At 35.5% G+C, this 23,341-nt stretch carries 22 protein-coding genes and 2 CRISPR repeat arrays; of the genes, 3 read left to right on the forward strand and 19 right to left on the reverse strand.

From position 1 onward, the window contains the following. The first annotated feature begins 36 nt into the window (after positions 1-36). From cas1 to cas2 (CHB58_RS02100), 3 genes are read left to right on the forward strand one after another with little or no spacing between them, the layout of a single operon-like run. Positions 37-984 carry a CRISPR-associated endonuclease Cas1 gene (gene cas1, locus CHB58_RS02090; RefSeq protein ID WP_180706397.1) on the forward strand — a complete coding sequence of 316 codons (948 nt, stop codon included), beginning with the start codon at positions 37-39 and terminating at the stop codon, positions 982-984. A 10-nt stretch (positions 985-994) separates the two neighbouring features. Further along, positions 995-1,258 (forward strand): CRISPR-associated endonuclease Cas2, encoded by a 264-nt coding sequence (cas2, locus tag CHB58_RS02095; protein WP_089322454.1) that lies wholly within the window; start codon positions 995-997, stop codon positions 1,256-1,258. Next, complete coding sequence (cas2, locus tag CHB58_RS02100; RefSeq protein ID WP_089322455.1) at positions 1,255-1,575, forward strand: CRISPR-associated endonuclease Cas2; 321 nt, start codon at positions 1,255-1,257, stop codon at positions 1,573-1,575. Before cas2 (CHB58_RS02095) ends, cas2 (CHB58_RS02100) begins: the two co-directional genes overlap by 4 nt. Positions 1,576-1,695: 120 nt before the next feature. Continuing rightward, positions 1,696-3,485: direct repeats of the CRISPR family, unit length 35 nt; unit sequence GTTGAAATGCCCTATAAACTGAGAGGGATTACAAC. Between the two features lie 150 nt (positions 3,486-3,635). Here the strand turns inward: cas2 (CHB58_RS02100) and CHB58_RS02105 are convergent. The 19 genes from CHB58_RS02105 to murJ form a co-directional block, all read right to left on the reverse strand. Further along, entirely contained in the window at positions 3,636-4,988 is a 1,353-nt protein-coding gene (locus CHB58_RS02105) for a TM1812 family CRISPR-associated protein (RefSeq protein WP_089322456.1), read from the reverse strand. A 110-nt stretch (positions 4,989-5,098) separates the two neighbouring features. Next, positions 5,099-5,326, reverse strand: coding sequence for a hypothetical protein (locus tag CHB58_RS02110; RefSeq protein ID WP_089322457.1), 228 nt, complete (start codon positions 5,324-5,326; stop codon positions 5,099-5,101). Positions 5,327-5,385: 59 nt separating this feature from the next. Beyond that, entirely contained in the window at positions 5,386-5,571 is a 186-nt protein-coding gene (locus tag CHB58_RS02115; RefSeq protein WP_089322458.1) for a hypothetical protein, read from the reverse strand. Positions 5,572-6,328: 757 nt separating this feature from the next. Then, a CRISPR array of direct repeats spans positions 6,329-6,895; the repeat unit is 35 nt; unit sequence GTCGTAATCCCTCACGTTTTTTAGGGCATTTCAAC. Between the two features lie 336 nt (positions 6,896-7,231). Beyond that, on the reverse strand, positions 7,232-8,554 hold the full coding sequence (gene purB / locus CHB58_RS02120; protein ID WP_089322459.1) for an adenylosuccinate lyase: 1,323 nt from the start codon (positions 8,552-8,554) through the stop codon (positions 7,232-7,234). Between the two features lie 14 nt (positions 8,555-8,568). Beyond that, positions 8,569-9,153, reverse strand: coding sequence for a hypothetical protein (locus CHB58_RS02125; protein ID WP_089322460.1), 585 nt, complete (start codon positions 9,151-9,153; stop codon positions 8,569-8,571). A gap of 16 nt (positions 9,154-9,169) precedes the next feature. Further along, the gene (gene hslO, locus CHB58_RS02130; RefSeq protein ID WP_089322461.1) at positions 9,170-10,123 is read right to left on the reverse strand and encodes an Hsp33 family molecular chaperone HslO; all 954 of its coding nucleotides are present in this window, start codon (positions 10,121-10,123) and stop codon (positions 9,170-9,172) included. An 11-nt stretch (positions 10,124-10,134) separates the two neighbouring features. Further along, entirely contained in the window at positions 10,135-11,808 is a 1,674-nt protein-coding gene (rny, locus tag CHB58_RS02135; RefSeq protein ID WP_089322462.1) for a ribonuclease Y, read from the reverse strand. Further along, on the reverse strand, positions 11,796-12,359 hold the full coding sequence (locus CHB58_RS02140; RefSeq protein WP_180706398.1) for a 5-formyltetrahydrofolate cyclo-ligase: 564 nt from the start codon (positions 12,357-12,359) through the stop codon (positions 11,796-11,798). Before CHB58_RS02140 ends, rny begins: the two co-directional genes overlap by 13 nt. A 36-nt stretch (positions 12,360-12,395) precedes the next feature. After that, on the reverse strand, positions 12,396-12,698 hold the full coding sequence (locus tag CHB58_RS02145; protein ID WP_089322464.1) for a cell division protein ZapA: 303 nt from the start codon (positions 12,696-12,698) through the stop codon (positions 12,396-12,398). Positions 12,699-12,711: 13 nt separating this feature from the next. After that, positions 12,712-15,102, reverse strand: coding sequence for a phenylalanine--tRNA ligase subunit beta (gene pheT, locus CHB58_RS02150; RefSeq protein WP_089322465.1), 2,391 nt, complete (start codon positions 15,100-15,102; stop codon positions 12,712-12,714). After that, a complete protein-coding gene (gene pheS / locus CHB58_RS02155; RefSeq protein ID WP_089322466.1) occupies positions 15,099-16,133 on the reverse strand; it encodes a phenylalanine--tRNA ligase subunit alpha in 1,035 nt (344 codons plus the stop codon). Before pheS ends, pheT begins: the two co-directional genes overlap by 4 nt. A gap of 72 nt (positions 16,134-16,205) precedes the next feature. Beyond that, a complete protein-coding gene (gene rplT / locus CHB58_RS02160) occupies positions 16,206-16,553 on the reverse strand; it encodes a 50S ribosomal protein L20 (RefSeq protein WP_089322467.1) in 348 nt (115 codons plus the stop codon). Positions 16,554-16,616: 63 nt separating this feature from the next. Continuing rightward, positions 16,617-16,814: a 50S ribosomal protein L35 gene (rpmI, locus tag CHB58_RS02165; RefSeq protein WP_089322468.1), complete on the reverse strand. Its 198-nt coding sequence runs from the start codon at positions 16,812-16,814 to the stop codon at positions 16,617-16,619. A 73-nt stretch (positions 16,815-16,887) separates the two neighbouring features. Continuing rightward, on the reverse strand, positions 16,888-18,279 hold the full coding sequence (locus CHB58_RS02170) for a TldD/PmbA family protein (RefSeq protein WP_089322469.1): 1,392 nt from the start codon (positions 18,277-18,279) through the stop codon (positions 16,888-16,890). Between the two features lie 2 nt (positions 18,280-18,281). Further along, positions 18,282-19,121: an NAD+ synthase gene (locus CHB58_RS02175; protein ID WP_089322470.1), complete on the reverse strand. Its 840-nt coding sequence runs from the start codon at positions 19,119-19,121 to the stop codon at positions 18,282-18,284. A gap of 2 nt (positions 19,122-19,123) precedes the next feature. Further along, entirely contained in the window at positions 19,124-19,963 is an 840-nt protein-coding gene (locus CHB58_RS02180) for a nitrilase-related carbon-nitrogen hydrolase (protein ID WP_089322471.1), read from the reverse strand. Between the two features lie 121 nt (positions 19,964-20,084). After that, complete coding sequence (locus tag CHB58_RS02185; RefSeq protein ID WP_089322472.1) at positions 20,085-21,002, reverse strand: branched-chain amino acid transaminase; 918 nt, start codon at positions 21,000-21,002, stop codon at positions 20,085-20,087. 34 nt (positions 21,003-21,036) lie between these two features. Beyond that, positions 21,037-21,795: a prolipoprotein diacylglyceryl transferase gene (gene lgt, locus CHB58_RS02190; protein ID WP_089322473.1), complete on the reverse strand. Its 759-nt coding sequence runs from the start codon at positions 21,793-21,795 to the stop codon at positions 21,037-21,039. Next, entirely contained in the window at positions 21,795-23,315 is a 1,521-nt protein-coding gene (gene murJ, locus CHB58_RS02195; protein ID WP_089322474.1) for a murein biosynthesis integral membrane protein MurJ, read from the reverse strand. The genes lgt and murJ overlap by 1 nt, the downstream gene beginning before the upstream one ends. Positions 23,316-23,341: the final 26 nt, after the last annotated feature.

Here is a 23,341-nt window from a genome sequence, read left to right on the forward strand (position 1 = left end):
TGGAATTGCTTTTCGGGAGCTTTTTGGGGGAATGGATTGGGAATAGAAAATCTTAGAAACATATTTATTACAACTCATGGAGCGGTTATTAGAAAAAGAAAGTATGAGCTTATAGTAGAAGTTAAAAACAGGAAATATTCAATTCCATTTGGAACTTTCTCTAATGTCTTTATAGTAGCAAATGTAAATTTAACAACTCCGGTTATAAAATCTTTATCTGGAAGTGGAAAATATATATTTATTGTTAGAACAAATGGAGAGCTTTCTTCTATAATACTTCCTCAATTTCTTAGATCCTCATCAAAAAGAAGAATTAACCAATATAAGAGTTTTGAAATTGAGTATAAAAAGGTAGCAATGATACAGGAACTTTTGCGCAGGAAAGCTCTTTTAGCTCAATGGATTCTTGAGAAATTTTACGACTATTCTGGAAGACACTATTTGGAAAAAAGTGTTATAAAGTCATTTTATAAAGATACTGCTAAATGGATAGAAAAGTCGGATAAAATCTCTTTACTAAGAAGTATAGATGGATTTATAATGAATTCTCTTTATAGACACTTCTCAGCAGCTATATCTGGAAAGTGGAAATTTGAGAAGAGAACCTATAATCCGCCGGAAAATGAGGTAAACAGTCTTTTAAGTTTGGTATATACTTATACCTATTCTATATTGATACCTTTAATAGTATCTTTTGACCTTGATCCCTATTGTGGTTTTTTTCATGAAAAGAGAGGAAAACATGCAGCTCTTGCTTCAGATATTCTGGAGATTTTAAGACCTGGTCTTATATTTTTTGTAGCAGATATGCTAAATAGTGAATTTCTAACAAAAAGCGATTTCCGAAAGACAAAAAGAAGTGTACTTATTAAACCTGAAGCCTTAAAAGTCATATCAAAACTATATTCTGAAAAAATTTTGAATTCAGACTTCTTTTTTCCAGTTTCCCTATTTATTCACGAAGTAGTATTAAAATATTTGTAAGGTTACTGATATGAGATACCTTATAGTTTATGACATATCAAACGATAGAGCTCGTAATAAAATTTCCACAAAATTGAAAAAGTATGGGAAGAGAATTCAATATAGTGCTTTTGAGATAGAAATAGCTTCAAAAGAAATAGAAAGATTAATTAATGAGATGGAGAAACTTATAGATAATACTACCGATTCTATATTCCTTTTTCCACTTTCTTCTTATTTAATTCAATGTATTATAAAGCTTGGAAAAGTTGATGAAAATGAGGTAGCTCTATGAAATTTAAATTTTCGAAAAGAATTAATAACTATGTAGTAATATATGATATACTTTCTGATAAGCGTAGAGGTTGGATTTCGGCGGCAAATAGAAGAAGGACAAAAGTTTCAAGAATATTGATGGAATATGGGGTTAGAACACAAAAAAGTGTATTTGAAATTGAGATTAATACTCAGAAAGATTTTAATAGGCTGATCAGAAGTTTGCAAAAGATAATGACGAAAGACGACAAAATATACATTTACCCTATTGATTCAAAAAGTTTAAAAAGAGTTAGAAAACTTGGAAGTATGATAGAATATGACTTTTTCTTTTGAAATAGATATGTTATAATGCGCCTAATAGTTCTTTGAAAGATGAATATGCTTTAGTATTCTAATATTAAAATGCATTATAGTATCTAATAACTATTGTAAATAAGCTTGTTTAAGGCAAGTGTTGAAATGCCCTATAAACTGAGAGGGATTACAACTTGTAGTAATACATACCTACTACTCTCCTTCAGCTTACACACTAGTTGAAATGCCCTATAAACTGAGAGGGATTACAACTCCTATTTCTTCTAGTAACATTTTAACAACTGGTTGAAATGCCCTATAAACTGAGAGGGATTACAACTCATGACAACTTCTTCCATTCTCAACCTCCTTGATGTTGAAATGCCCTATAAACTGAGAGGGATTACAACCCCTCTTCAAGTTTTTGAGGAAATTGAATCATAACGAATTTCGTTGAAATGCCCTATAAACTGAGAGGGATTACAACAATTGTTACATCATCAATAGTTTCAGAATCATCATAAGTTGAAATGCCCTATAAACTGAGAGGGATTACAACTTTAGCCTAGAAATCCTATAGATGAGGAATTATCACCAGTAGCATGTTGAAATGCCCTATAAACTGAGAGGGATTACAACTTCTTTCCGCAATTCTTTTATAATCCTCTTTTTCCCAGTTGAAATGCCCTATAAACTGAGAGGGATTACAACTCAGCTTGGTTGCTGAAACGATCCTTTTTCCGAAATGTTCTTCGTTGAAATGCCCTATAAACTGAGAGGGATTACAACTTTATTTTGAAATAATCTTCAAATGTGTCATAACAATTTGTTGAAATGCCCTATAAACTGAGAGGGATTACAACTATAAGATATGCAGTATCCGTATTTGGCCGGATTGTGAACTTAGAGTTGAAATGCCCTATAAACTGAGAGGGATTACAACTTAATTTTTGCTGATTAATATTAACGTGTTTATTATCGGATTTTTCGTTGAAATGCCCTATAAACTGAGAGGGATTACAACCGGGCTTTCATCCCCTCCCGCAAAAAATAAAAAAGGGGAGGACCGTTGAAATGCCCTATAAACTGAGAGGGATTACAACACAACTTCCATTTCAACCTCCTTGATTTTATTTTCACGTTGAAATGCCCTATAAACTGAGAGGGATTACAACTTTCAAGTCATTGATATATTCTTTCGTCATTTCAATCGAATTAGTTGAAATGCCCTATAAACTGAGAGGGATTACAACTTCTTTATCATGTTAACCTCCTATAATCATATGTAATTAAAGAAGAGTTGAAATGCCCTATAAACTGAGAGGGATTACAACATGTTTACAATGAAGATGATTCACAAGATGGTGAAGAAAGTGTAGGTTGAAATGCCCTATAAACTGAGAGGGATTACAACATTCTTCGTCTATTAAAACAAATCTGTATCGTACACCTTCGGTTGAAATGCCCTATAAACTGAGAGGGATTACAACCTGTTTGTAGACAATATATTTATTAATGATTTTATATCTGTTAAGTTGAAATGCCCTATAAACTGAGAGGGATTACAACTCTAAATCAATTATTTGCCACGGTCCCCCTATTTTTTTTGGTTGAAATGCCCTATAAACTGAGAGGGATTACAACCTAATAATTATGTACTTATCTGTTTCCTTGATCTTTGTTGAAATGCCCTATAAACTGAGAGGGATTACAACCAGAAAAATATGTATAATCTCTGCAAGTATAAAAACACCGCAAGTTGAAATGCCCTATAAACTGAGAGGGATTACAACCAGAAAAATATGTATAATCTCTGCAAGTATAAAAACACCGCAAGTTGAAATGCCCTATAAACTGAGAGGGATTACAACCAGAAAAATATGTATAATCTCTGCAAGTATAAAAACACCGCAAGTTGAAATGCCCTATAAACTGAGAGGGATTACGATGAGTAGGTTTATTTTTTAGTTTAAGTTGTCCTAAACTTGATAGCTAAAAGCGAATTTTTGTTTTTAAAGATTCCCTGTCCAACGAAAAAAAGAATATTTTTATTTTAGAAAAACTTAAATCAAAAAGAGTTATATGTATGAATGAATTTTCTAAGATTTCTGAATGAAATCTTCTATAATTTTTATAGTCTGCGTATCATTTTTGTATCTTATGCTTCTTGTAATAGGGTTATACTCCAATAGATTAGTTAAAAGTCCTGAGTGAGCTATAAAATTCCTATGGCTGGGGTTTTTGCTTGTTTTAAATTTCTCGTTTTCATACTCTTGTGCATTTTTCCACATTTTTTCTATTATAGGATTGTCTTTTCCGAAATTAAAACTGATACTGGAATTTGATGATTTATGATTAGAGGTTAATTTCTTTAGTCTATCTATATCTTTAGCTAGCAAGATTTCGTTTGGAGAGTCTTTTCCAAATATTTCCCTATAAATAGAGGAAAATTTCTCATAAAGATCGTCTATAACTTCTCCTTGTTTGCCATTTTCAGGAATTCCATTTTTTTCAAGTAGGGCAGAAATTCCTCCATAGAATGAAAAAAGTAGAAAAGTGTTAGATATTAATCTGTAGTTGATTCCTTCTTTTGTAAATAGATAGTTTATTATCTTGTTTTTTTCATTTTTTTCGAATTTTGGAGGGCTTTCACTACTTCCCATTATAGGAGAAAGTTCTGAGATGAGATTTTTCATTATTTTTTTAATTTTTTTTTCAGGATAATATCCCAAGTGATATATAACCAAAGGAAAATTTTTAATTGTTGAAGTAAGAATGTATAAGGCACTTTTTGTGATTTTTTTTAGTTCATTTTTCATTTCACTGCTTACAGGTAGTTTATCTATGTTGCTCTCCACATCTCTTATTTCTTTCCATTTTATAGGTAGTGATAGGAACGCTTTAGGTTTAAAAGTTTCTTTATAAATATTAAATCTTACTTTATCAGAGTTACTGCCAATTACTGGTTCCGAATATACTATGTAAAATTTAGGTTTTTTCCTCTTTCCTAAATTTAAAAATTCAACAAATATTCTGAAGAATTTAAATGCTTCCAGCATAGCAAATGTTAATTGATTCATTCCGACAGAAACATCTGCAAAGAATTTTAGATTTTCTGTTTCTTCTGAAAGAAATTTTTTCGTGAAGTTGTGAAAGTAGAAGAATACAAGCTGGTAAAACCTTATATTATATTCATAATCATATTTTCCAAAACTTGGAGAAATTACGAAGTCAAATTCTATTTCGGAATTATTGGAAAGTTCTTTAATATCATTTAAAATACCTGATTCTAAAAGACTGTGAGGGATAAAGATTAAAGGTTTAACGTTTTCTTCTCTGCTAACAACCAAAGTGGAAAGTTTGGAAGGTTTTGAGTTTTTCCCTTCGTAAGAAAAGTTAACTTCTCTCCACCCTTTTACATTACCAAGAGTCGCACATATAAAACCTTGCATTTCCCTTTCTCCTTGTTCTTTTCCAATAAAACTTTTTATTTTCCTTTATCCATCTTTTTCTGTTATGATGCTTACTTAATTCATGGTTATACTCAGCATGCATAACTATTTTAACATTTTTTAGCTTTCTTTCTCTCATTGCGAAATCTCCTTTTTAGTTTTTCGCTAAAGCTTGCTGAATTTTTTCCGGAAACATATCCTATAATAGTAAATATTACAAATGGAGAAATGCATGCCATTAAAGTAAACAAAATTAAAACCTTTATTAAAATTGGAATTAATATTTTTGCTAAAAGCCAGAGAGCAACTATTCCTACAACTGCCAGTAGTAAAGGCATTTTTCCTCCTTTTTAAAGCTTTATATCTATAAATAACGAAATTTTTGCAGAAATTCTGACTAATTTTCCCTGTTTAAGGTATTTATAATTTCCCATATAGCAGCACCAAGTACCATAAATATGATAAATGGACTAATTGCGCTTAAAAGGGCAAATAATTTAAGGATAGCTGTGAAAAAAGGTATTAAAATTTTGGATGCAAAATAAAGGAAAACAAATATGAGTATTAAAACAAGCACAGCCACCTTTTCCTCCTGATATATTTTTTTACTCCTAATACTTGCTCTGAATTTAACAACCAAAAACTATAATCTTTACTGTACTTTGTGCGTTTACATCACTTCCTTTGTCTTCACTTAATAATTAACGATTTTTGAATAAAATTCTGACATTAATTATGCTTTTTTCTGTTTTTAATTACCGTGCCATGTAGAAATTTCTATTGTGTATGAAAGTACAAAACGGAAGATTAAATGGAAGTAATGATTTTATTAGCAAAGGAGATTTTATAGAAATAATGGAAAAGTGTTAAGTTATAATAGTTTTCCCCATTTGTTATTTTTGCTTTTATATGCAAGTGTAGATGATCTAAAAGAGTAGTAAACGGTTTTTTTGGACCAAAAAGAAAATTTAAGAAATGTTCTCTATGAGATATCCCAAATAGCTTACACAAGATTTTTTACATAACCCGGTTGTTTCTGTAGTTGTTTTTTCTGTTCGTTCATATTTTGAGTATCCTAAGAATTTTTCTAATTCAGCTTCTAATGCTTCTTGAAGTGTTTACTGAATTAGTGTCTTTATCTTCTGTTTTACTTCTTCAGGGTTGTATCCGCTTTTCATGGTGTCCACCTCCTTGTTTTGTCTGTTGTTTATTTTTACACACTTTGGTGGACACTCCCAGAAAAGGCAATTTATGGATTTTGTTGATAATAAATGCAACCTCTGTGTTGGGAGTTGACATCTTTCATAGGAGTTATTATGAATTATGAAGAGTTGACAGAAGTCGTAATCCCTCACGTTTTTCAGGGCATTTCAACCTTCCCTGAAATTACTGATGAGTGGTGGGAGGAGTAGCCTCTGTCGTAATCCCTCACGTTTTTTAGGGCATTTCAACTCGTAGAATTGAATGCAAAATCAATAAAGATGAAACAATTAAAGGTCGTAATCCCTCACGTTTTTTAGGGCATTTCAACTAACACAACAGATATAATAGATATAGATGATCTAATAGCGCCGATGTCGTAATCCCTCACGTTTTTTAGGGCATTTCAACAGAAAATTCCCTTCAAAAATAAAGGAATTGCTCTCCCCCAAGTCGTAATCCCTCACGTTTTTTAGGGCATTTCAACACCTTACAGTCGGGGCTTGTAAATGGCCCCGTTTGTAAGTCGTAATCCCTCACGTTTTTTAGGGCATTTCAACTATAGTGAATAAAATAAAATAGGAGGTTGGTATGTTGTCGTAATCCCTCACGTTTTTTAGGGCATTTCAACTAATAGTTTGAGAATTATCAATTAATGAAAGTATGTATATCGTCGTAATCCCTCACGTTTTTTAGGGCATTTCAACAGTGGCAAAATTCGGGCATTGAAATTCAATGCCTACAAAACTTAAAGTTTTAATAAATATCTAATATAGGCTACAGCTCAAAGCCTCTGACCCTCTAAAAATTTACCTTATTCATATTACAAAGAGCTACACATAAATGATAGCAAATTTTTCCACTTAAATACAGTCAAGTTTGAGAATGTTTGAAAATTCTCATTTGTTTCTAAAAGGTATTAAGATTCTTCGGCTGCAAAGCAGCCTCAGAATGACGATGAAAGTCATCCTGAGGGCAAAGCCCGAAGGATCTCTTAAAATTCATAGCCATTTTTCAAACAGCCTCAGTTAAGTTTCAAGGTTTCAAGTATTAAAAACTCTGTTAAAAATGTAATCCACATGTTTTGTATGGTAAGAAAGGTCAAAGATATCTTCTATCTCTTTATCTGTAAGAACTTTCTTAACTCTCTCATCCGATTTTAAAAGTTCTTTAAAGTCTTTTCCTTCCTGCCACACTTTCATTGCATTTTCTTGAACTACAGCATAAGCATCTTCTCTTGAAAGACCTCCCTTTTCTATAAGTGTAAGGAGCACTCTTTGTGAGAAAACAAGCCCTTTAAGAAGATTTAAGTTTTTCATCATATTTTCAGGATATACAACAAGATTATCTATCAGCCATTCAAACTTTTGAAGCATGTAATCAAGAGCTATACATGCATCAACAAAAGTTGTTCTTTCAGTAGAAGAATGACTTATATCTCTTTCATGCCATAAAGCTATATTTTCCATTCCTATAATGGAAGCACTCCTTACAACTCTTGCAAGACCGCACAATCTTTCTGATAAAATCGGATTCCTTTTATGAGGCATTGCAGAAGACCCTTTCTGCCCTTTTCTGAAAGGTTCTTCAACTTCCCTGACTTCTGTTCTTTGAAGGTGTCTTATCTCTGTAGCAAACTGTTCAATGGAGCTTGCAGTAATTGCAAGTGCGTTTAGAAACTCTGCATGTCTATCTCTCTGAACAACTTGATTTGAAACTTTAGCATACCCTATTCCAAGCTCCCTGCACGCTATCTCTTCCACTCTCGGGTCTATATTCGCATAAGTCCCAACAGCTCCAGATATCTTACCCACCGCAGCCCTTTCAATAGCTGCTGATAGTCTTTCCCTATTTCTTTTCATCTCCTCATACCAGATGGCAAGCTTTAACCCGAATGTTATCGGTTCAGCGTGGATACCGTGTGTTCTACCAATCATCACGGTATACTTATGCTCAAGCGCCCTTCTTTTTATAGCTTCAAGTATTCTGTCTATATCTTTTAAAAGAATTTCCCCAGCCTGTTTTATCTGAATGGCAAAGGCTGTATCAAGCATATCTGATGAAGTCATCCCAAAATGAAGATATTTTGCCGAATCTCCGACAATTTCCTTAATGTATGTAAGAAAAGCGATAACATCGTGATTTGTTATCTCTTCTATTTCATTTATCCTTTTTATATCAAACTCTTTCCTGCCTTCTATAAAGTCTCTTGTCTTTTCTTCTATCTCCTTTAAAGCCTCTTCTGGCACTTTACCAAGCTGAACCCACGCTTTTGTAGCAGCAATCTCTACTTTAAGCCATGCTCTATATTTGTTCTGCAAATCCCAAACTGCACTCATTTCAGGGAGAGAATAACGAGCAATCATATAACCTCCAGCAATTACGTAATTTCCATAGTTTTTAATAGATGCTTAAGCTCAACAGTTAGATTAAGCATAAGCTCTTTAGCAAACTCCGTTTTACCTTCAAATCCAAAAACCACAATATCAGAAGTTGCTCTTATAATGTAAAAAGGTAATACAGGTGATTTCAAACCCATCGCAGGGAAAAGCAATCTACCGTTTATCTCTTTATTTTCAGGAAAGACAGGTGCATCACCTATAGGATTAACAGCTATCGCTTCAAATGAAATATCCCTTAGTTTATACACATCTGGCACATCATTAATGGCAGAAACAAAGAAACCTTTATACCTTCCAATAAAAGGCAATCTAATTGACTTCCTTCTATTTTCAAAAGTAGCTACTTTTTCAACATTTAAAACATTACCTTCTACAGACTTTATGTCATAAACCTGAACCTTATTTGTATGGTCAATAAGTTTTAATCCTTTAGAAGTATCAATAAAATTCATTATTTTTAAAGCAGGAACTAAAACTCTATTTCCTTCAAATTCAACATTCACAGGGAAATCAGCCTTTGGAAGTGCAGGAATATCAAGAGTTAAAAATGCTATTGTTTTCATTAAAGTATCTCCATAATTACTGTGGTTCTTTTTCCTTCAATTTTATAATATTTTCTATCTCCTGAGGAGTGAAATAATAAGCAGTAGAGCAGAAATTACATTTTATTTCTGCCCCTCCTTCTTCAATAAGCTTTTTCAAATCTTCCACTGGAAGAAGGAAAAGGCTCTGTTCGGCTGTTTCTTTTGAACATCTACATTTAAATGAAAGCTCTTTAAGTGCAAGAACCTTAACCGTGAACCCTTCAAGCACCTGCTCAATTATATCTTCAGGTCTCTTACCAGATGTCAAAAGCTCTGTCATAGGCGGGAGTTTCTTCACATTTTCTTCAATCTTTGCAATATTCTTGTCCTTTGCTCCAGGTAGCGGCTGAACCAGAAAACCGCCTGCTGCCTGCACTTTTCCATCTTCACCTATTAAAACTCCAAGTGAAACTGCCGATGGAATTTGCTCCGATTTTAAAAGATAATAGGCTATGTCTTCTGCTATTTCTCCAGAAACAATCGGAACAGAACTTTCATAAGGAGTTCTAAGTCCTAAATCTTTCACCACAGTCAGAGTTCCTTTCCCTATTGCACTTTTAACGTCAAACTTCTTTTTCCCGTTAACAACCTTTGATTTAAGCTCAAGATGTTTATTCTGTATAAATCCTCTGACTTCTCCTTTCCCGTTGGCTTCAGCAACAACAAGTCCAGCAGGCCCATCTCCTTCTATACGAAGTAAAACTCTCTGCTCTGTAGCATGCTTTACAAGAGTGGTCAGAAGGATAGCCCCTGCCATTGTCCTTCCAAGAACAACAGTTGAAAGAGGAGTAAGCCCGTGTTTTAACCTTGCAATATCTGTAAGGTTGGTTGTTCTTATACAAAAAATTCTTATAGCATCTTCCCCTGTAACAGCTACAACACCGTAATCTCTATCACCGAAATACTCTTTAAAGTCTTTCTTTACTTGCTCATCAAGCTTCTTAAGCATAAAACAACTCCTTACTTTGCATAATCTACAGCTCTTGTTTCTCTTATAACAGTTATTTTAATCTGGCCTGGATACTGAACCTCTTCCTCTATCCTTTTTGCAATCTGGTGAGCAAGAAGTGCTGCCTCTTCATCGGTAATTTTATCATGTTCAACCATTATTCTAACTTCTCTTCCAGCCTGTATTGCAAAAGCTTTTGAAACTCCAGGGAAGGATTCAGCTATACTTTCAAGTTTTTCTATCCTTTTAATGTAAGCTTCAAGGCTCTCTCTCCTTGCTCCAGGTCTTGCAGCAGAAAGGGCATCTCCCACCTGCGCAAGAACAGACTCAACATATTTAGCTTCCACCTCTCCGTGATGAGAAGCTGCAGCGTTAACAACCTCATCAGGTTCACCATAACGTTTTAAGATTTCAGCACCAACAGCAGCATGAGAACCTTCAGTTTCATGAGATACAGCCTTTCCTATATCATGGAAAAGTCCCGCCCTTTTTGCAAGTTCAGGGTCAGCATCTATTTCAGCAGCAAGCATTGAAGCAAGATAGGCCACTTCTTTCACATGCTGTAAAACATTTTGTCCGTAGCTTGTTCTGAATTTAAGACTTCCAAGAAGCTTGATGAGTTCTGGATGAACGTTTGAAATACCAAGCTCAAATAGTGTTTCTTCACCTGCAGAGATTATCTCCTGGTCTATCTCTTCTCTTACTTTTTCAACAACCTCTTCTATCCTTGCAGGATGAATTCTTCCATCTGCAACAAGTCTTTCAAGTGCTATCCTTGCAACTTCTCTTCTTACAGGGTCAAAACAGGATATTGCAACAGCTTCTGGAGTATCATCTATGATAAGGTCAACTCCTGTAGCAAGCTCAAACGCTCTGATATTTCTCCCTTCCCTTCCGATAATTCTTCCTTTCATCTCGTTATTAGGAAGGTCCACAACAGCAACTGTTGTCTCAGCAACGTGCTCTGTCGCAAGCCTTTGAATCGTTGTAGAAAGAATTCTCCTCGCCCTTCTTTCAGCCATAAACTCAAACTCTTCTTCCATCTTTTTATATCTTGCAGCAAGTTCAGACTTTATCTCATCTTCCATCCTTCTTAAAAGCTCTTCTTCTGCTTCCTCTTTTGTCATACCTGAAATCTCTTCAAGTTTTTTAAGTTCTCCCTCAATCAATCTTGCAAGCTCAAGCTCTTTTTCTGAAAGTTCCGCTTCAAGCTTTTGAAGTTCCTGTTTTTTAGCTTCAAGTTCTTTTTCTATCCTTTCAAGAAACTCAGCACGTTTATCAAGATTTTCTTCCCGTTTATCAAGGGAAATTTCCCTTTTATCAAGAAACTCCTCCCTTTTTAAAAGCCTTTTCTCAAACTCCTGAAGTTCCCTTCTCTTTTCTCTAAGCTCTTCATCTATACGCTCTTTCTCAAGTTGAACCTTCTCCTTTGCATGAAGAAGTGCTTCTCTCCTTATTTCCTCAACCTTTTCCTGAGCCTCTTTTAGAATAGAATCAGCTTTCCTTTTTAAATCTTCAGCTTCTTCTCTGGCTCTTCTTATAACTCTTTCTGCTTCCTCTTTAGCTTCTTCTCTAATCTGCTCTCTTATCCTTTCAATCTCGGCTTTCTCTTTTTTTGTTCCTACAACAAAGCCGGCACCAACACCTGCAATGATAGATAAAATAACTATCATTAACTGTTCCATTTTTTCCTCCTTATTACTCTTTTTTCAGAAACAACAACATCAACAGGCACATCAAACGGCTCAACGGGAAGTCTGTCAATTATCTGAAAGTCAAAACAAACTCCGACCTTAAAATAGTCTTTTCCGGATAAAAACCTGTCGTAGAATCCACCACCGTAACCAAGACGGTAACATTCAAGGTCAAAAGCTATACCGGGAACAAAAACAACATCGGGCTTGTAGCTTTTTGAAAGAAAAACAGGTTCAAAAATACCTTTAAAACCTTTAGAAAGTTCATCTAAAGATGAAACTTCAATAGGAATAATCTCTTTTCCAACAACTTTAGGAAATAGAACTCTCTTTCCATGATCTTTTAAAAAAGAGAAAAGAGAAAGGAGAGAAACCTCTCCCTTGTGGGGGTAGTATAGAAGAAAACTGCTAAATTCAAGAAGGTTTTCTATGTTAAGAATATGCCCACAAACCTCAATGCTCAACTTCTCAGCGCAGGTTTTATCAAGCAATAAACGTTTCTCTTTTATTCTTTTCCTTATCTCAGCTTTAAGCTCTTTCATACTACCCCTATAATGGGGCATAAGGGGAAGGGAAAACTACGGCGCTATTTTTTTCTTTGAATTTATTAAAACCTTCGCGCCTTCCTCATGAAGTCTCTGAATTTCAAGACCAAGATCTCTTATCTGCTCTCTTAACATCTCATTTTCATCAAGAAGATACAAGCATGCTATGACAAGTGCCTTATCGTATGTAATCTTTGTATTGGCAGACCTTATACGCTCTATCATCTTTTCAAGTCTGACACCAAGATGCCTTACATACTCAGGGTCTTTATCGGTCCTTATGGTAAATCTCCTGCCGGAGACAATTATATCTACAGTATTAGGCAAATTTGCCACTTTCCACTTCCTCTTATGCCCTTAAATGGATATTTTCTTTTTCAAGATTTTTTACAACTTTCTCTATTATACGTGAAACTTCTTCATCTGACAATGTTTTTTCCGAAGAACGGAAAGTCAGGGAAAACGCAAGGCTTTTCTTGCCTTCAGGTATATTTTCCCCTTCATATATATCAAAAAGCTTAATTTTTTCTAAAAGTTTACCGGCAGACTTAACAATTATCTTTTCAACATCTTTTGCAAAAACATCTTTATCCACAAGAACAGCAATATCCCTTGTAACAGGTGGAAACTTCGGAAGCTTTTTAAATTTAGCAACTTTCCCCTTTGCAAGTTCAAGGAGAAGTTCAAGGTCAATTTCAGCAATATAAACAGGTTGCTTTATCTCAAACTTTTCATCAATATCAGGATGGAGTCTTCCTAAAAACCCTGCATATTTTCCGTCAATAATCAATTTTGCTGCCTGTCCGGGATGGAGAAAAGATTTATCCTCTTCTCTCTCAAACTCAGGAGTAAGATTCAGAAAATCCACAAGTTCTTCAACAAATCCTTTCAGGTCATAGAAATCAACTTTTCTCTCTCTGAACATTCCTTCGGAAACTTTCCCAGAAAGAAGAATTGAAAGGTGCAACCTTTCTTCAGGTAAGTCTTTACCAGTATCTTCAAATGTCACAGCCGTTTCAAAAATCGCAATATCTTTTTCGTTTCTTTTGATATTTTGAACACAGTTATTTATAAGAGAAGGGAAAAGAACATCTCTCATACCAACCCACTCTTCTGAAAGCGGATTGGAAATTTTAACAAGGGAATCAAAATCAAGACCAAAAGTTTCATACAATTTTTTACTTATAAAACTGTAATTTATAACTTCTGTAAGACCTTTAGCTGCAAGAAACTCTTTTATCTCAACAATGTTAAAAAAGTCTCTGGGTCTTTCAACATCTGAATGCATAAGAGGATAGGTGCTCTTTACATTCTTCATTCCATAAATGCGAACAATCTCTTCTATAATATCAACTTCCCTTGAAATATCATATTTTCGCCAGGAAGGAACCTTAACAACAATATAATCCTGCTCTTTCTTAACAGGGAAACCAAGAGAAGCAAGAATCTCAAAAGATTTTCTTGGCGGAATATCAACACCTATAAGCTTTTTAACTTTATCCGGATTAAAGACTATAACCTTAGGAGTATAAGGTTTCGGGTAAAACTCAACTTTTCCAGATAAAATATTAGCATCAGCATATTTCTGTAAAAGGTGTAAAGCTCTTTCAGCGGCAAAAATTGTAGCTTCAATATCAGCACCCCTTTCAAACCTGTAAGACGCATCGGTTGAAAGACCAAGTCTTTTTGCCGTTTTCCTTATGGTAAATGGGTCAAAATGGGCACTTTCAAGAACAACATCTGTAGTATTATAAGTAACTCCTGAATCCTCTCCACCCATAATGCCTGCAAGAGCAAGAGGTTTTTCAGTATCAGCAATAACAAGGTCTGAAGATGTAAGAGTTCTCTCAACACCATCAAGAGTTACAATTTTTTCTCCATCTTTTGCCTTTCTAACAACAATCGTTTTATCTTTTATTTTACTTTCATCAAAAGCGTGTAAAGGCTGTCCAATCTCATACAAAACGTAGTTTGTAATATCAACAACGTTATTAATAGGCCTTAAACCCACAAGATAAAGTCTTATCTGCATAAAAAGTGGAGAGTGCTTTACTTTCACATCTTTGGCAACAAAACCATCATACCTTGGACATCCCTTTTCATCTTCAACAACAAGCTCAAGCTCTTCAGAAGCTTTCTTTTCAATGGTAGTGTAGGAAATTTCCGGAAGAACAATCTCCCTTCCGAGAACAGCTTTTAATTCCCTTGCTATTCCAAGGATACTGAGAGCATCTGGACGGTTTGTTGTTATTTCATACTCTATAATCCAGTCATCAAGACCAAGAGCCTTAACAGCATCAGCACCAAGCTCAAGATTGGCATCTTCAGGAAGAATCATTATCCCGTCTGAATGGGTAGTAAGACCCAGTTCCTCTTCAGAACAGAGCATTCCGTTTGATTCAACACCTCTTAACTTGCTCTTCTTTATTCTTATTCCTATTGGAAGCTTTGAGCCGTGAAGAGCAACAGGAACAACAGCTCCCTCAAAAATATTATCAGCACCTGTTACTATTTGTAAAACGGTATCTCCAATATCCACCTGACAGATTTTAAGCTTATCAGCATTTGGATGTTTCTCAATCGTAAGGATTTTACCTATAACAACCTTTTCAATATCTTTTCCAGCGTAGTAAACAGAATCAACTTCTATACCTATATCTGTAAGAATATCAGCTATCTCTTCAGCTGAGTAATCTTCAATGTTTATAAATTCTTTAAGCCAGTTATATGTTATCCTCATATTTCCAACCCTTTAAACTGTTTTATAAATCTTAAATCGTTTTCAAAGAACAATCTTAAATCATCAATACCGTATTTGAGCATCGTAAGCCTTTCAACACCCATTCCAAAGGCAAACCCCTGATATGTTTCCGGGTCTATATTAACAGAGCGGAAAACTGCAGGATCAACCATACCGCAACCAAGCACTTCAAGCCAACCTGTTCCTTTACAAACTTTACAGCCACTTCCACCGCAAATAACACACCCTATATCAACTTCAGCACTGGGCTCTGTAAAAGGGAAAAAACTCGGTCTGAACCTGACCTTTGTGTCAGAACCAAAAAACTCTTTAAGGAAAAGCTCAAGAACACCTTTAAGGTCGGCAAAAGTTACAGAAGTATCTACCATCAATCCTTCAACCTGATGAAACATTGGAGTGTGAGTAACATCAGCATCTTTTCTGTAAACTTTACCCGGTGCAATTATCTGAACAGGAGGTTGTGTTGATTCCATAACCCTTATCTGAACAGGAGAAGTGTGTGTTCTTAAAACAGTTTCTTCATTTATATAAAAAGTATCCTGCATCTCTCTTGCTGGATGTCCTTTAGGAATGTTTAAAGCTTCAAAGTTGTAAAAATCGGTTTCTATCTCAGGACCTTTAGCAACGGCAAAACCCATAGAAGTAAATATGTTAACAATTTCCGTTAACGTTTTTGTTATTGGATGAAGAGCACCCGAAGAAACTTTTCTGCCTGGAAGTGTTATATCTATATATTCCTGCCTTATTTTCCTTTGTTTTTCTATTTCCTTAAGCCTTTGAACCTTTTCTTCAATAAAAGACTCTATCTCTTTTTTTAGTTCATTACACGCCTTTCCAAAATCCTTTCTTTTTTCAGGAGGAAGTTCCGGTATTCTTTTCAAAAGAGAAGTTATCTCACCTTTTCTCCCAAGATACTTTACCCGCAGTTCTTCAACTGCTTTTAAAGAAGAAATTTTTGATAACTCTTCCTGAACTTTTTTCTTTATATCATTTAAAATTCCAATATCCATTTTCCCCTCTTAAAATTCACTTCCTTAAAATGAAAAAGGGGAGGCTTAACCTCCCCACAGATTATAGCAGTTTTAAATAACCGCCTTCACTCTTTCAACAATAGCTTTGAAACCTTCAGGGTCTCTTACAGCAATATCTGCAAGAACTTTTCTGTCAAGCTCAATTCCAGCTTTTTTAAGACCATTGATAAATCTGCTGTAATTGAGACCAAACTGCCTAACTGCCGCATTAATTCTTGCAATCCAGAGTCTTCTGAACTCTCTTTTTCTCTCTCTTCTATGCTTGTAAGCATAAAAGAGAGACTTCATTACCTGAATTTTCATAGTTCTGTAAAGCTTATGTTTTGCACCAAAGTAGCCTTTGGTCATCTTCTTCAATTTCTTTCTTCTGTACCTTCTTCTACTTGTTTTAACTCTCATCTTCTCTCCTCCTTTTTTGCGAGCTACGGGCGCCTTCTAAGGCTTTATGCCCGATTGCATCACTTACTTGTAAAGCACAAGTTCTCTGTAGTTTGCAGCCTGAGCACCTGAAAGATAGCCAGCTTTCCTGAGCCTTCTTTTTCTCTTTCTACTCTTTTTTGTAAGGATGTGACCTTTGTTAGGATGCCAGTGTTTCACCTTACCTGTAGCTGTAACCTTTACTCTCTTTGCTGCAGATCTGCGAGTCTTTATCTTTGGCATACCAATCGCCTCCTTCAAAAATTAAACGGTAGTAATTATATACTCTAAAAAGCATATTTCAAGGCTACAAAAGTTATCTTTTCGTTCCGCCTACAGTAATCTCTTTTATTCTAATAGTCGGAAGAGCATCAGAAACCGGCACACCCTGACCGTCTTTGCCGCACGTTCCTATTGCGAAACCAAGGTCATTACCAACAGCATCAATATTTTGTAGCACTGCAGGTCCGTTACCTATCAAAGAAGCTCCCTTAATCGGATAAGTAATCTTTCCGTTCTCTATCATATACCCTTCCGATATTTCAAAAACAAAATCTCCGTTTACAGTATTAACCTGTCCTCCACCCATCTTTACAACATATATTCCACGGTCGGTTCCTTCTATAATATCCTGAGGATTATCATTTCCTGGAGCTATAAATGTGTTTGTCATTCTTGGAATAGGAACATGCATGTATGATTGTCTTCTTCCGTTTCCTGTCAGGATAAACGTTCCAGACTGTTCAGATTGAAGCCTATCATACATAAAGCTTTTAAGGATACCGTTTTCTATAAGAACGGTTTTACCTGTAGGAACTCCCTCGTCATCATAACCTGAAGAACCGTATTTTCCTTTAAGAGTGCCATCATCTATAACAGTTACAAGTTCTGAAGCAACCTTCTCACCTAACTTACCAGAATAGACAGAAAGCCCCTGATTAGCAATGTCAGCTTCAAGTCCATGCCCCACAGCTTCATGAATCATAGTTCCGCCAGCTTTTGATGAGATAACAACTGTAAACGTTCCTGCCGGAGCAGGCTCTGCAGAAAGCATTTTTAGTGCTCTTTCCGCAGCATTTAAAGCTATATCTTCAGGTTGATATTCATTGAAAAGGGAGTAATCACCAAGGTGACCTACAGGTTCATAACCTGTCTGTAAAGATTTCCCGTCTGAAGCAACAACAAGAACGTAAAAAACAACCCGCGGCCGTATATCTTCAACTATATGACCAAGAGAGTTAACAATTACTACTTCCTGAATGGAATCTTTAAGAACAACCGTTACCTGCTTTATCCTGTCTCCACACTCCCTTGCCCTGTAATTTGCCCTTTTTAAAAGCATTATCTTATCTTCAGATGAAACGTTGAAATCAACACCACCGTCAACAACCTGCTGGTATCTTTTTTCTTTAGGTTCCCAGTTGATAGAGACCGGTTTATCACCATTTGCAGGAGCAAGGTTATTGATTACATTAAGAATCGCTTTTTGAGTTATATCGTTTGTAAAACCGTAAAAGGTCTTACCTCCCTTTATCATTCTTATACCGACACCTATCTCTATCCCGTTTGAAACACTTTCAACCTTGTTATCCTCAAGCTTGGCAGTAAATGTAAATTTCTTTTCAAAGAAAAGGTCAGCAAAATCAGCACCGCGCTTTATAAGCTCTTTAACACCAAATTCTCCAAGCTCTTTAAAATCAACAAGCATACTCAAATCCCCCAATCTCTAAAATAAAGGAAATCTTTATCCACCGTTCTCTGTGCTATCTTGCAAACTATCGGTAATTTCCTTTTATACTGACTTCTTTTAACCATTTTTAAAATCTTCTCAACAATAGAAGCATCAAAACCAAAACCTACAATTTCATCTTTTCTCATTTTAAAATCAACATAAGCAACAAGAATCTGGTCAAGAAGGTTATATGAAAATCCAAGCTCTCCCTCGTCTGTCTGGCCGGGCCACAAATCCGCAGAAGGTTTTTTTCTAACTATCTTTTCAGGAACTCCTATAAACTCTGCAATCTCCCAGACCTGTGTTTTATAAAGGTCGCCAAGAGGATTAATGTCATGAGCGTTATCTCCCCAGCGGGTGGAATAACCTATAAGAAGCTCACTTTTATTGCTCGTTCCTACAACAAGAGCTTTATTAGCGTAAGCAAAGTCGTAAAGTATGGACATCCTTTCCCTTGCCATCTTGTTTCCACGGCGAAGGTTTGAAGCATCTGGAAAGTTTCTGTAGTAAGCATCTATCTGCGGAGTTATATCTATCTCGTGAAACTCTGCTCCAAGCACCTCTCCAACAAGCCTTGCATCTTCTACAGATTCTCTTGAACTCTCTCTATACGGCATAGAAATTAAAATAACGTTTTCCCTTCCAAGAGCTTCAACAGCAAGAAAAGCTGAAAGGGCAGAATCAACTCCCCCGCTTACAGCTATAACAGCTTTTTCAAATCCAGCCTTTTCAATTTCTTGCTTTATAAAGTTTGTAAGAACATTAACAACAAAGTGCTTATCCTCTATTTTTAACAATTCTTTTAGTTTCTCTTTCATTTTCAGTTTCCTTTTAAAAATTTATCAAGCTCTCTCTGAAGAATGTGTGGTTTTTCATCTCTTAAAAGTGGAAGATTTATCCTTGCTGACCTTATAAGTGATTCTTCAATATCTGCAATTACTATCTCCTCGCCAAAGGTGGACCCTTCAGCAACAACATTTCCGTAAGGATCGCATATAAAGGAATTACCTGAAAAGACAAAACCGTCCTCAACGCCAACCCTGTTTGAATAGATAAAATAGGAACCGGTTAAACGGGAATAAAACTCTCCCATATTTTTCCAAACCTCTGTATTCCCGAACATTCCTTTATCTTTATAACCTCTCCCAGGGCTTGCAGACTGAGCAAATATCAGCTTTGCTCCTTTTAAAAAAGGAATATAAAGGGAAGAAAAGTGCCAGCAGTCCTCACATATTAAAACAGTTGATTTAAATCCGTTTGTAACAAAAGTTTCAAATCTATCTCCGGCACCTACAAACCTTGCCTCATCAAACATACCGTAAGTTGGAAGGTAAACTTTCCGATGAACAAATCTGACAACTCCACCTTCTATATAAAAAGCACTGTTGTAAAGTATATGCTCCTGAGATTCCTCAATACCGCCAACGATTATACCTATATGGTGACTCAATCTTTTCAAAGGAGCAAGCCTTTCATCATCAGGTGTTATAGCTATTTCAGAAGTGATATCCTGAAGATAGTATCCTGTTAAAGAAAGCTCTGGGAAGATGCAGACAGAAACTCCCCGCTCTATACACTTTTCAACAAATCCACAAATTTTTTCAATGTTTTTTTCAAGTTCGCCAAGAACCGTATTTATCTGAACAGCCGCTATTTTCATAACAAATAACCACCTGAAAGTAATAGTTTTTAAACCTAACTCTATTTTAGAAAAGAAATGACAGGTTTTCAAACTCCAGAAAAGCCGGCAGCAGCCGGCAGACAATTAATATAGCAGACAATTAATATATAGGAATCAACCAATGGGAATACTTATCAACGTTACCTTTAACTATATCAAAATAAAGCTCTTGAAGTTTTGAAGTAATTTTTCCTATCTCTCCCGTTCCTATAACCCTTCCATCTATCTCTGCAATAGGTGCAACCTGCGCTCCCGTTCCTGTAAAGAAGGCTTCATCAGCAATGTAAAGCTCACTTCTTAAAATAGGCCTTTCAACAACCTCAACTCCAAGCTCTTCCTTTAAAAGCTCTATAACGGCGTTTCTTGTTATACCTTCAAGAATATTACTGTAAGATGGTGTTGTTATAGCAACACCATTTCTTATAATGAAAAGGTTTTCTGCACTTCCTTCAGCAACAGTTCCATCTGTGTTAAGCATTATAGCTTCATCTGCCCCAGCTAATATCGCTTCTGTCTTTGCAAAAGCACTGTTTACATAAGCTCCTGCAACTTTACACCTTGCAGGTATCATTGAGTCGTTAATTCTGCGGAAAGAAGATGTAATAACTTTAAGTCCCTTTTTAGTATCAAGGTAATCTCCAAGTGGAACTGTATATATTGCAAGCTCTGTATCGTAACCGATGAGTTTCGGAGATATTTGAAGATTAGGGAAGTAAGCGATAGGTCTTATGTAAACGTTCTCTTTATGCTCACATCTCCTTAAAAGCTCAACCGTAATCTCTGTTAACTCATCAACCGTTTTATCCAGCTTCATATTTAAAATTTTGCAGTTTGCAACCATCCTTTCATAATGCTTTTTAAAGAAAAGACCAAAAAGCTGATTTTTCTCTTCATTCCAGTAAGCTCTTATACCTTCAAAAATAGCCGTGCCATAATGAAAAGAGTTTGTCTGAATATTTATGTTTGCTTCATCTATAGGAACAAATTTCCCTTCAAAATAGGCATAACGTTGAGCCATCTATAACCTCCTTCTATCGCCGTTTAAACTGGAATTATACCTTTTTATAAACTCTTCTTCTATAAATAACAATAGCTATCCCGAAAAGAACCATAAAGACACTCAAAATCTGATTATTACTAAGCATCCCGAAAAACTCTTTAGGTGTTGCTCTCCAGAATTCTATAAGAAAACGGAAAATCCCGTAAAAGATAAAATAAAATCCAAAAATCTCTCCAGGAGCTTTACGTCTTTTGTAAAGAAGATAAAGAATTCCAGCTATTAAAAAATTTGCAACAGCAGAAACCGGTTCTGTAGGATAGAGAGGAACATTTAAAGGAGCCGCAGAATGAGGGTCTTTAAAAACTATAGCAAAACGGGAATGACATTCCTTCCCGTAGCAACATCCAGCCATGGTGCAGCCTATTCTTCCAAAAGCAAGACCAACTTCTCCTGCAATAACCGCTATATCCGCCGTTTTCCATATCGGGATGTTCCACCTTTTAGCAAGAAAAAGGGCCGTAGCAAACCCGAACAGAAACCCTCCATACCAGACGAGTCCCCCTTCCCAGAAGTAAAAAATCTTCCAGAAACTCTTGAAATACTGTGGATTATAGAAAAAGAAGAAAACCCTTGCACCTATAAAACCTGAAACAATTGTCCATATCATAAGGTCTGAAAGGGCATTTTTATCTATTCCTTCCCTTTCTCCAAGCTTTATAAGGATGAAATAGGCACAGATAATTCCTATTGCAACCATAACCCCAAAAGTATAAACAGTAAAAGGACCTATTTTAAAAAGAATCGGATGCACTATACCCTCCTGCCGATTAACTTAAGAAGAATTCTATCTTTTGCTGTGTAAAGAGTGGCAAAGTAAAAAAGAGCGGCGAAAACTACAGTTAAAACAATAACAGCCACTTTTAAAACAGTCATTGAAACGTGAAAATAGGCTATACTACCTAAAAAAGCAACAGGAATTACAGGAACAGAAAGAAGAAAATACCTGAAAGTATCCTTTATCCATGCGCTTTTAAAAGAAACTCTCTTTTCAAGTTCTCTCACAAGGAACACAACATTTAAAAGAGACGTTAGCGAAGTGCCAAATGCAAGCCCTGCAGCTCCAAGTCCAAAAACAAAACAAAAAATAATATTTGCAACAACATTGAAAACAAGTGTTATAGCTCCAACTTTCACAGGATATTTATAATCATCAAGAGAATAAAAAGCGTTAACAACTATCTTCTCAAAAGAGTAAAAGAGAAGTCCCACACCGTATCCGCAGAGAACATAGTATGTTCCGTTTAAATCTTTCCATGTAAACTCTCCATGGTGGAAAACGACATCAATTAAAGGTTTTCCAAAAAATATAAGACCATACATTGAAGGAATTATTATCATAGAGCAAAGGATTAAACCCATAACAAGATTTTCTTTAAAACCTTTCTCACTGTCAAAGTTTTTAGCAAGGCGGGGAAGAAGAACCTGAGAGATACCTATGGCAAAAATCCCAAGCGGTAGCTGAACAAAACGGTTTGCATAGTAAAGATAAGAAATAGCTCCTGCATAAAGGAAAGAAGCTATAACAGTATCAGCAAGCATTGAAAGCTGACGAACTCCAAAGCCAAAAAGTCCAGGTATTATATTTCTAAGAGCTTTTTTCACCTCATCATCTATTTCAAAAATCGGCTTTGGAACAAAAGCAACTTTTTTAAGAAAAACTACCTGAAGAAGCAGTTGCAAAACTCCGCCTAAAACAACACCCAGAGCAAGAGCGTGAACAGAGATAACACTTTTGAGAGAAACAGCACAAACTATAAGAGAAATATTAAAAAGCACTGTAGAAAAAGCCGGAGCAAAAAAGTGCTCATAACCGTTAAGAATTCCTCCGAAAAAAGCAACAAGGCTAACAAGTAAAATATAGGGAAACATCTCCCTTGTAAGTGAAACAGCAAGAACTTTAGCATCACCTTTAAAACCGGGAGCTATGATTTTAATAATCAAAGGGGCAAAAATCTCACCAAAAAGAACAGTAATGATGAGGGAAACTAAAAGAACAGAGAAAAACTTTCCTGCGAAAAGTCTGGCATCTTCCTCACTTCCTTTCAGTTTTCTTGCAAAAGCTGGAGTAAAAACAGAACTGAAAGCACCTTCTGCAAAAATTCTTCTTAACATGTTTGGAACTCTAAAAGCAACGAAAAATATATCTGTTAGAATACCTGCACCAAAAGTTGACGCTATAACAACATCTCTAAGCAGACCAAATATCCTGCTTGAAAAGATTGATAGTGATACAATAATGAATGATTTTCCTATACTTTTATTTTCTGGCATAATAGGGCTAATTATATAAGATTTGA

It is taken from the genome of Desulfurobacterium atlanticum, from assembly GCF_900188395.1.
Lineage (GTDB): Bacteria > Aquificota > Aquificia > Desulfurobacteriales > Desulfurobacteriaceae > Desulfurobacterium_A > Desulfurobacterium_A atlanticum.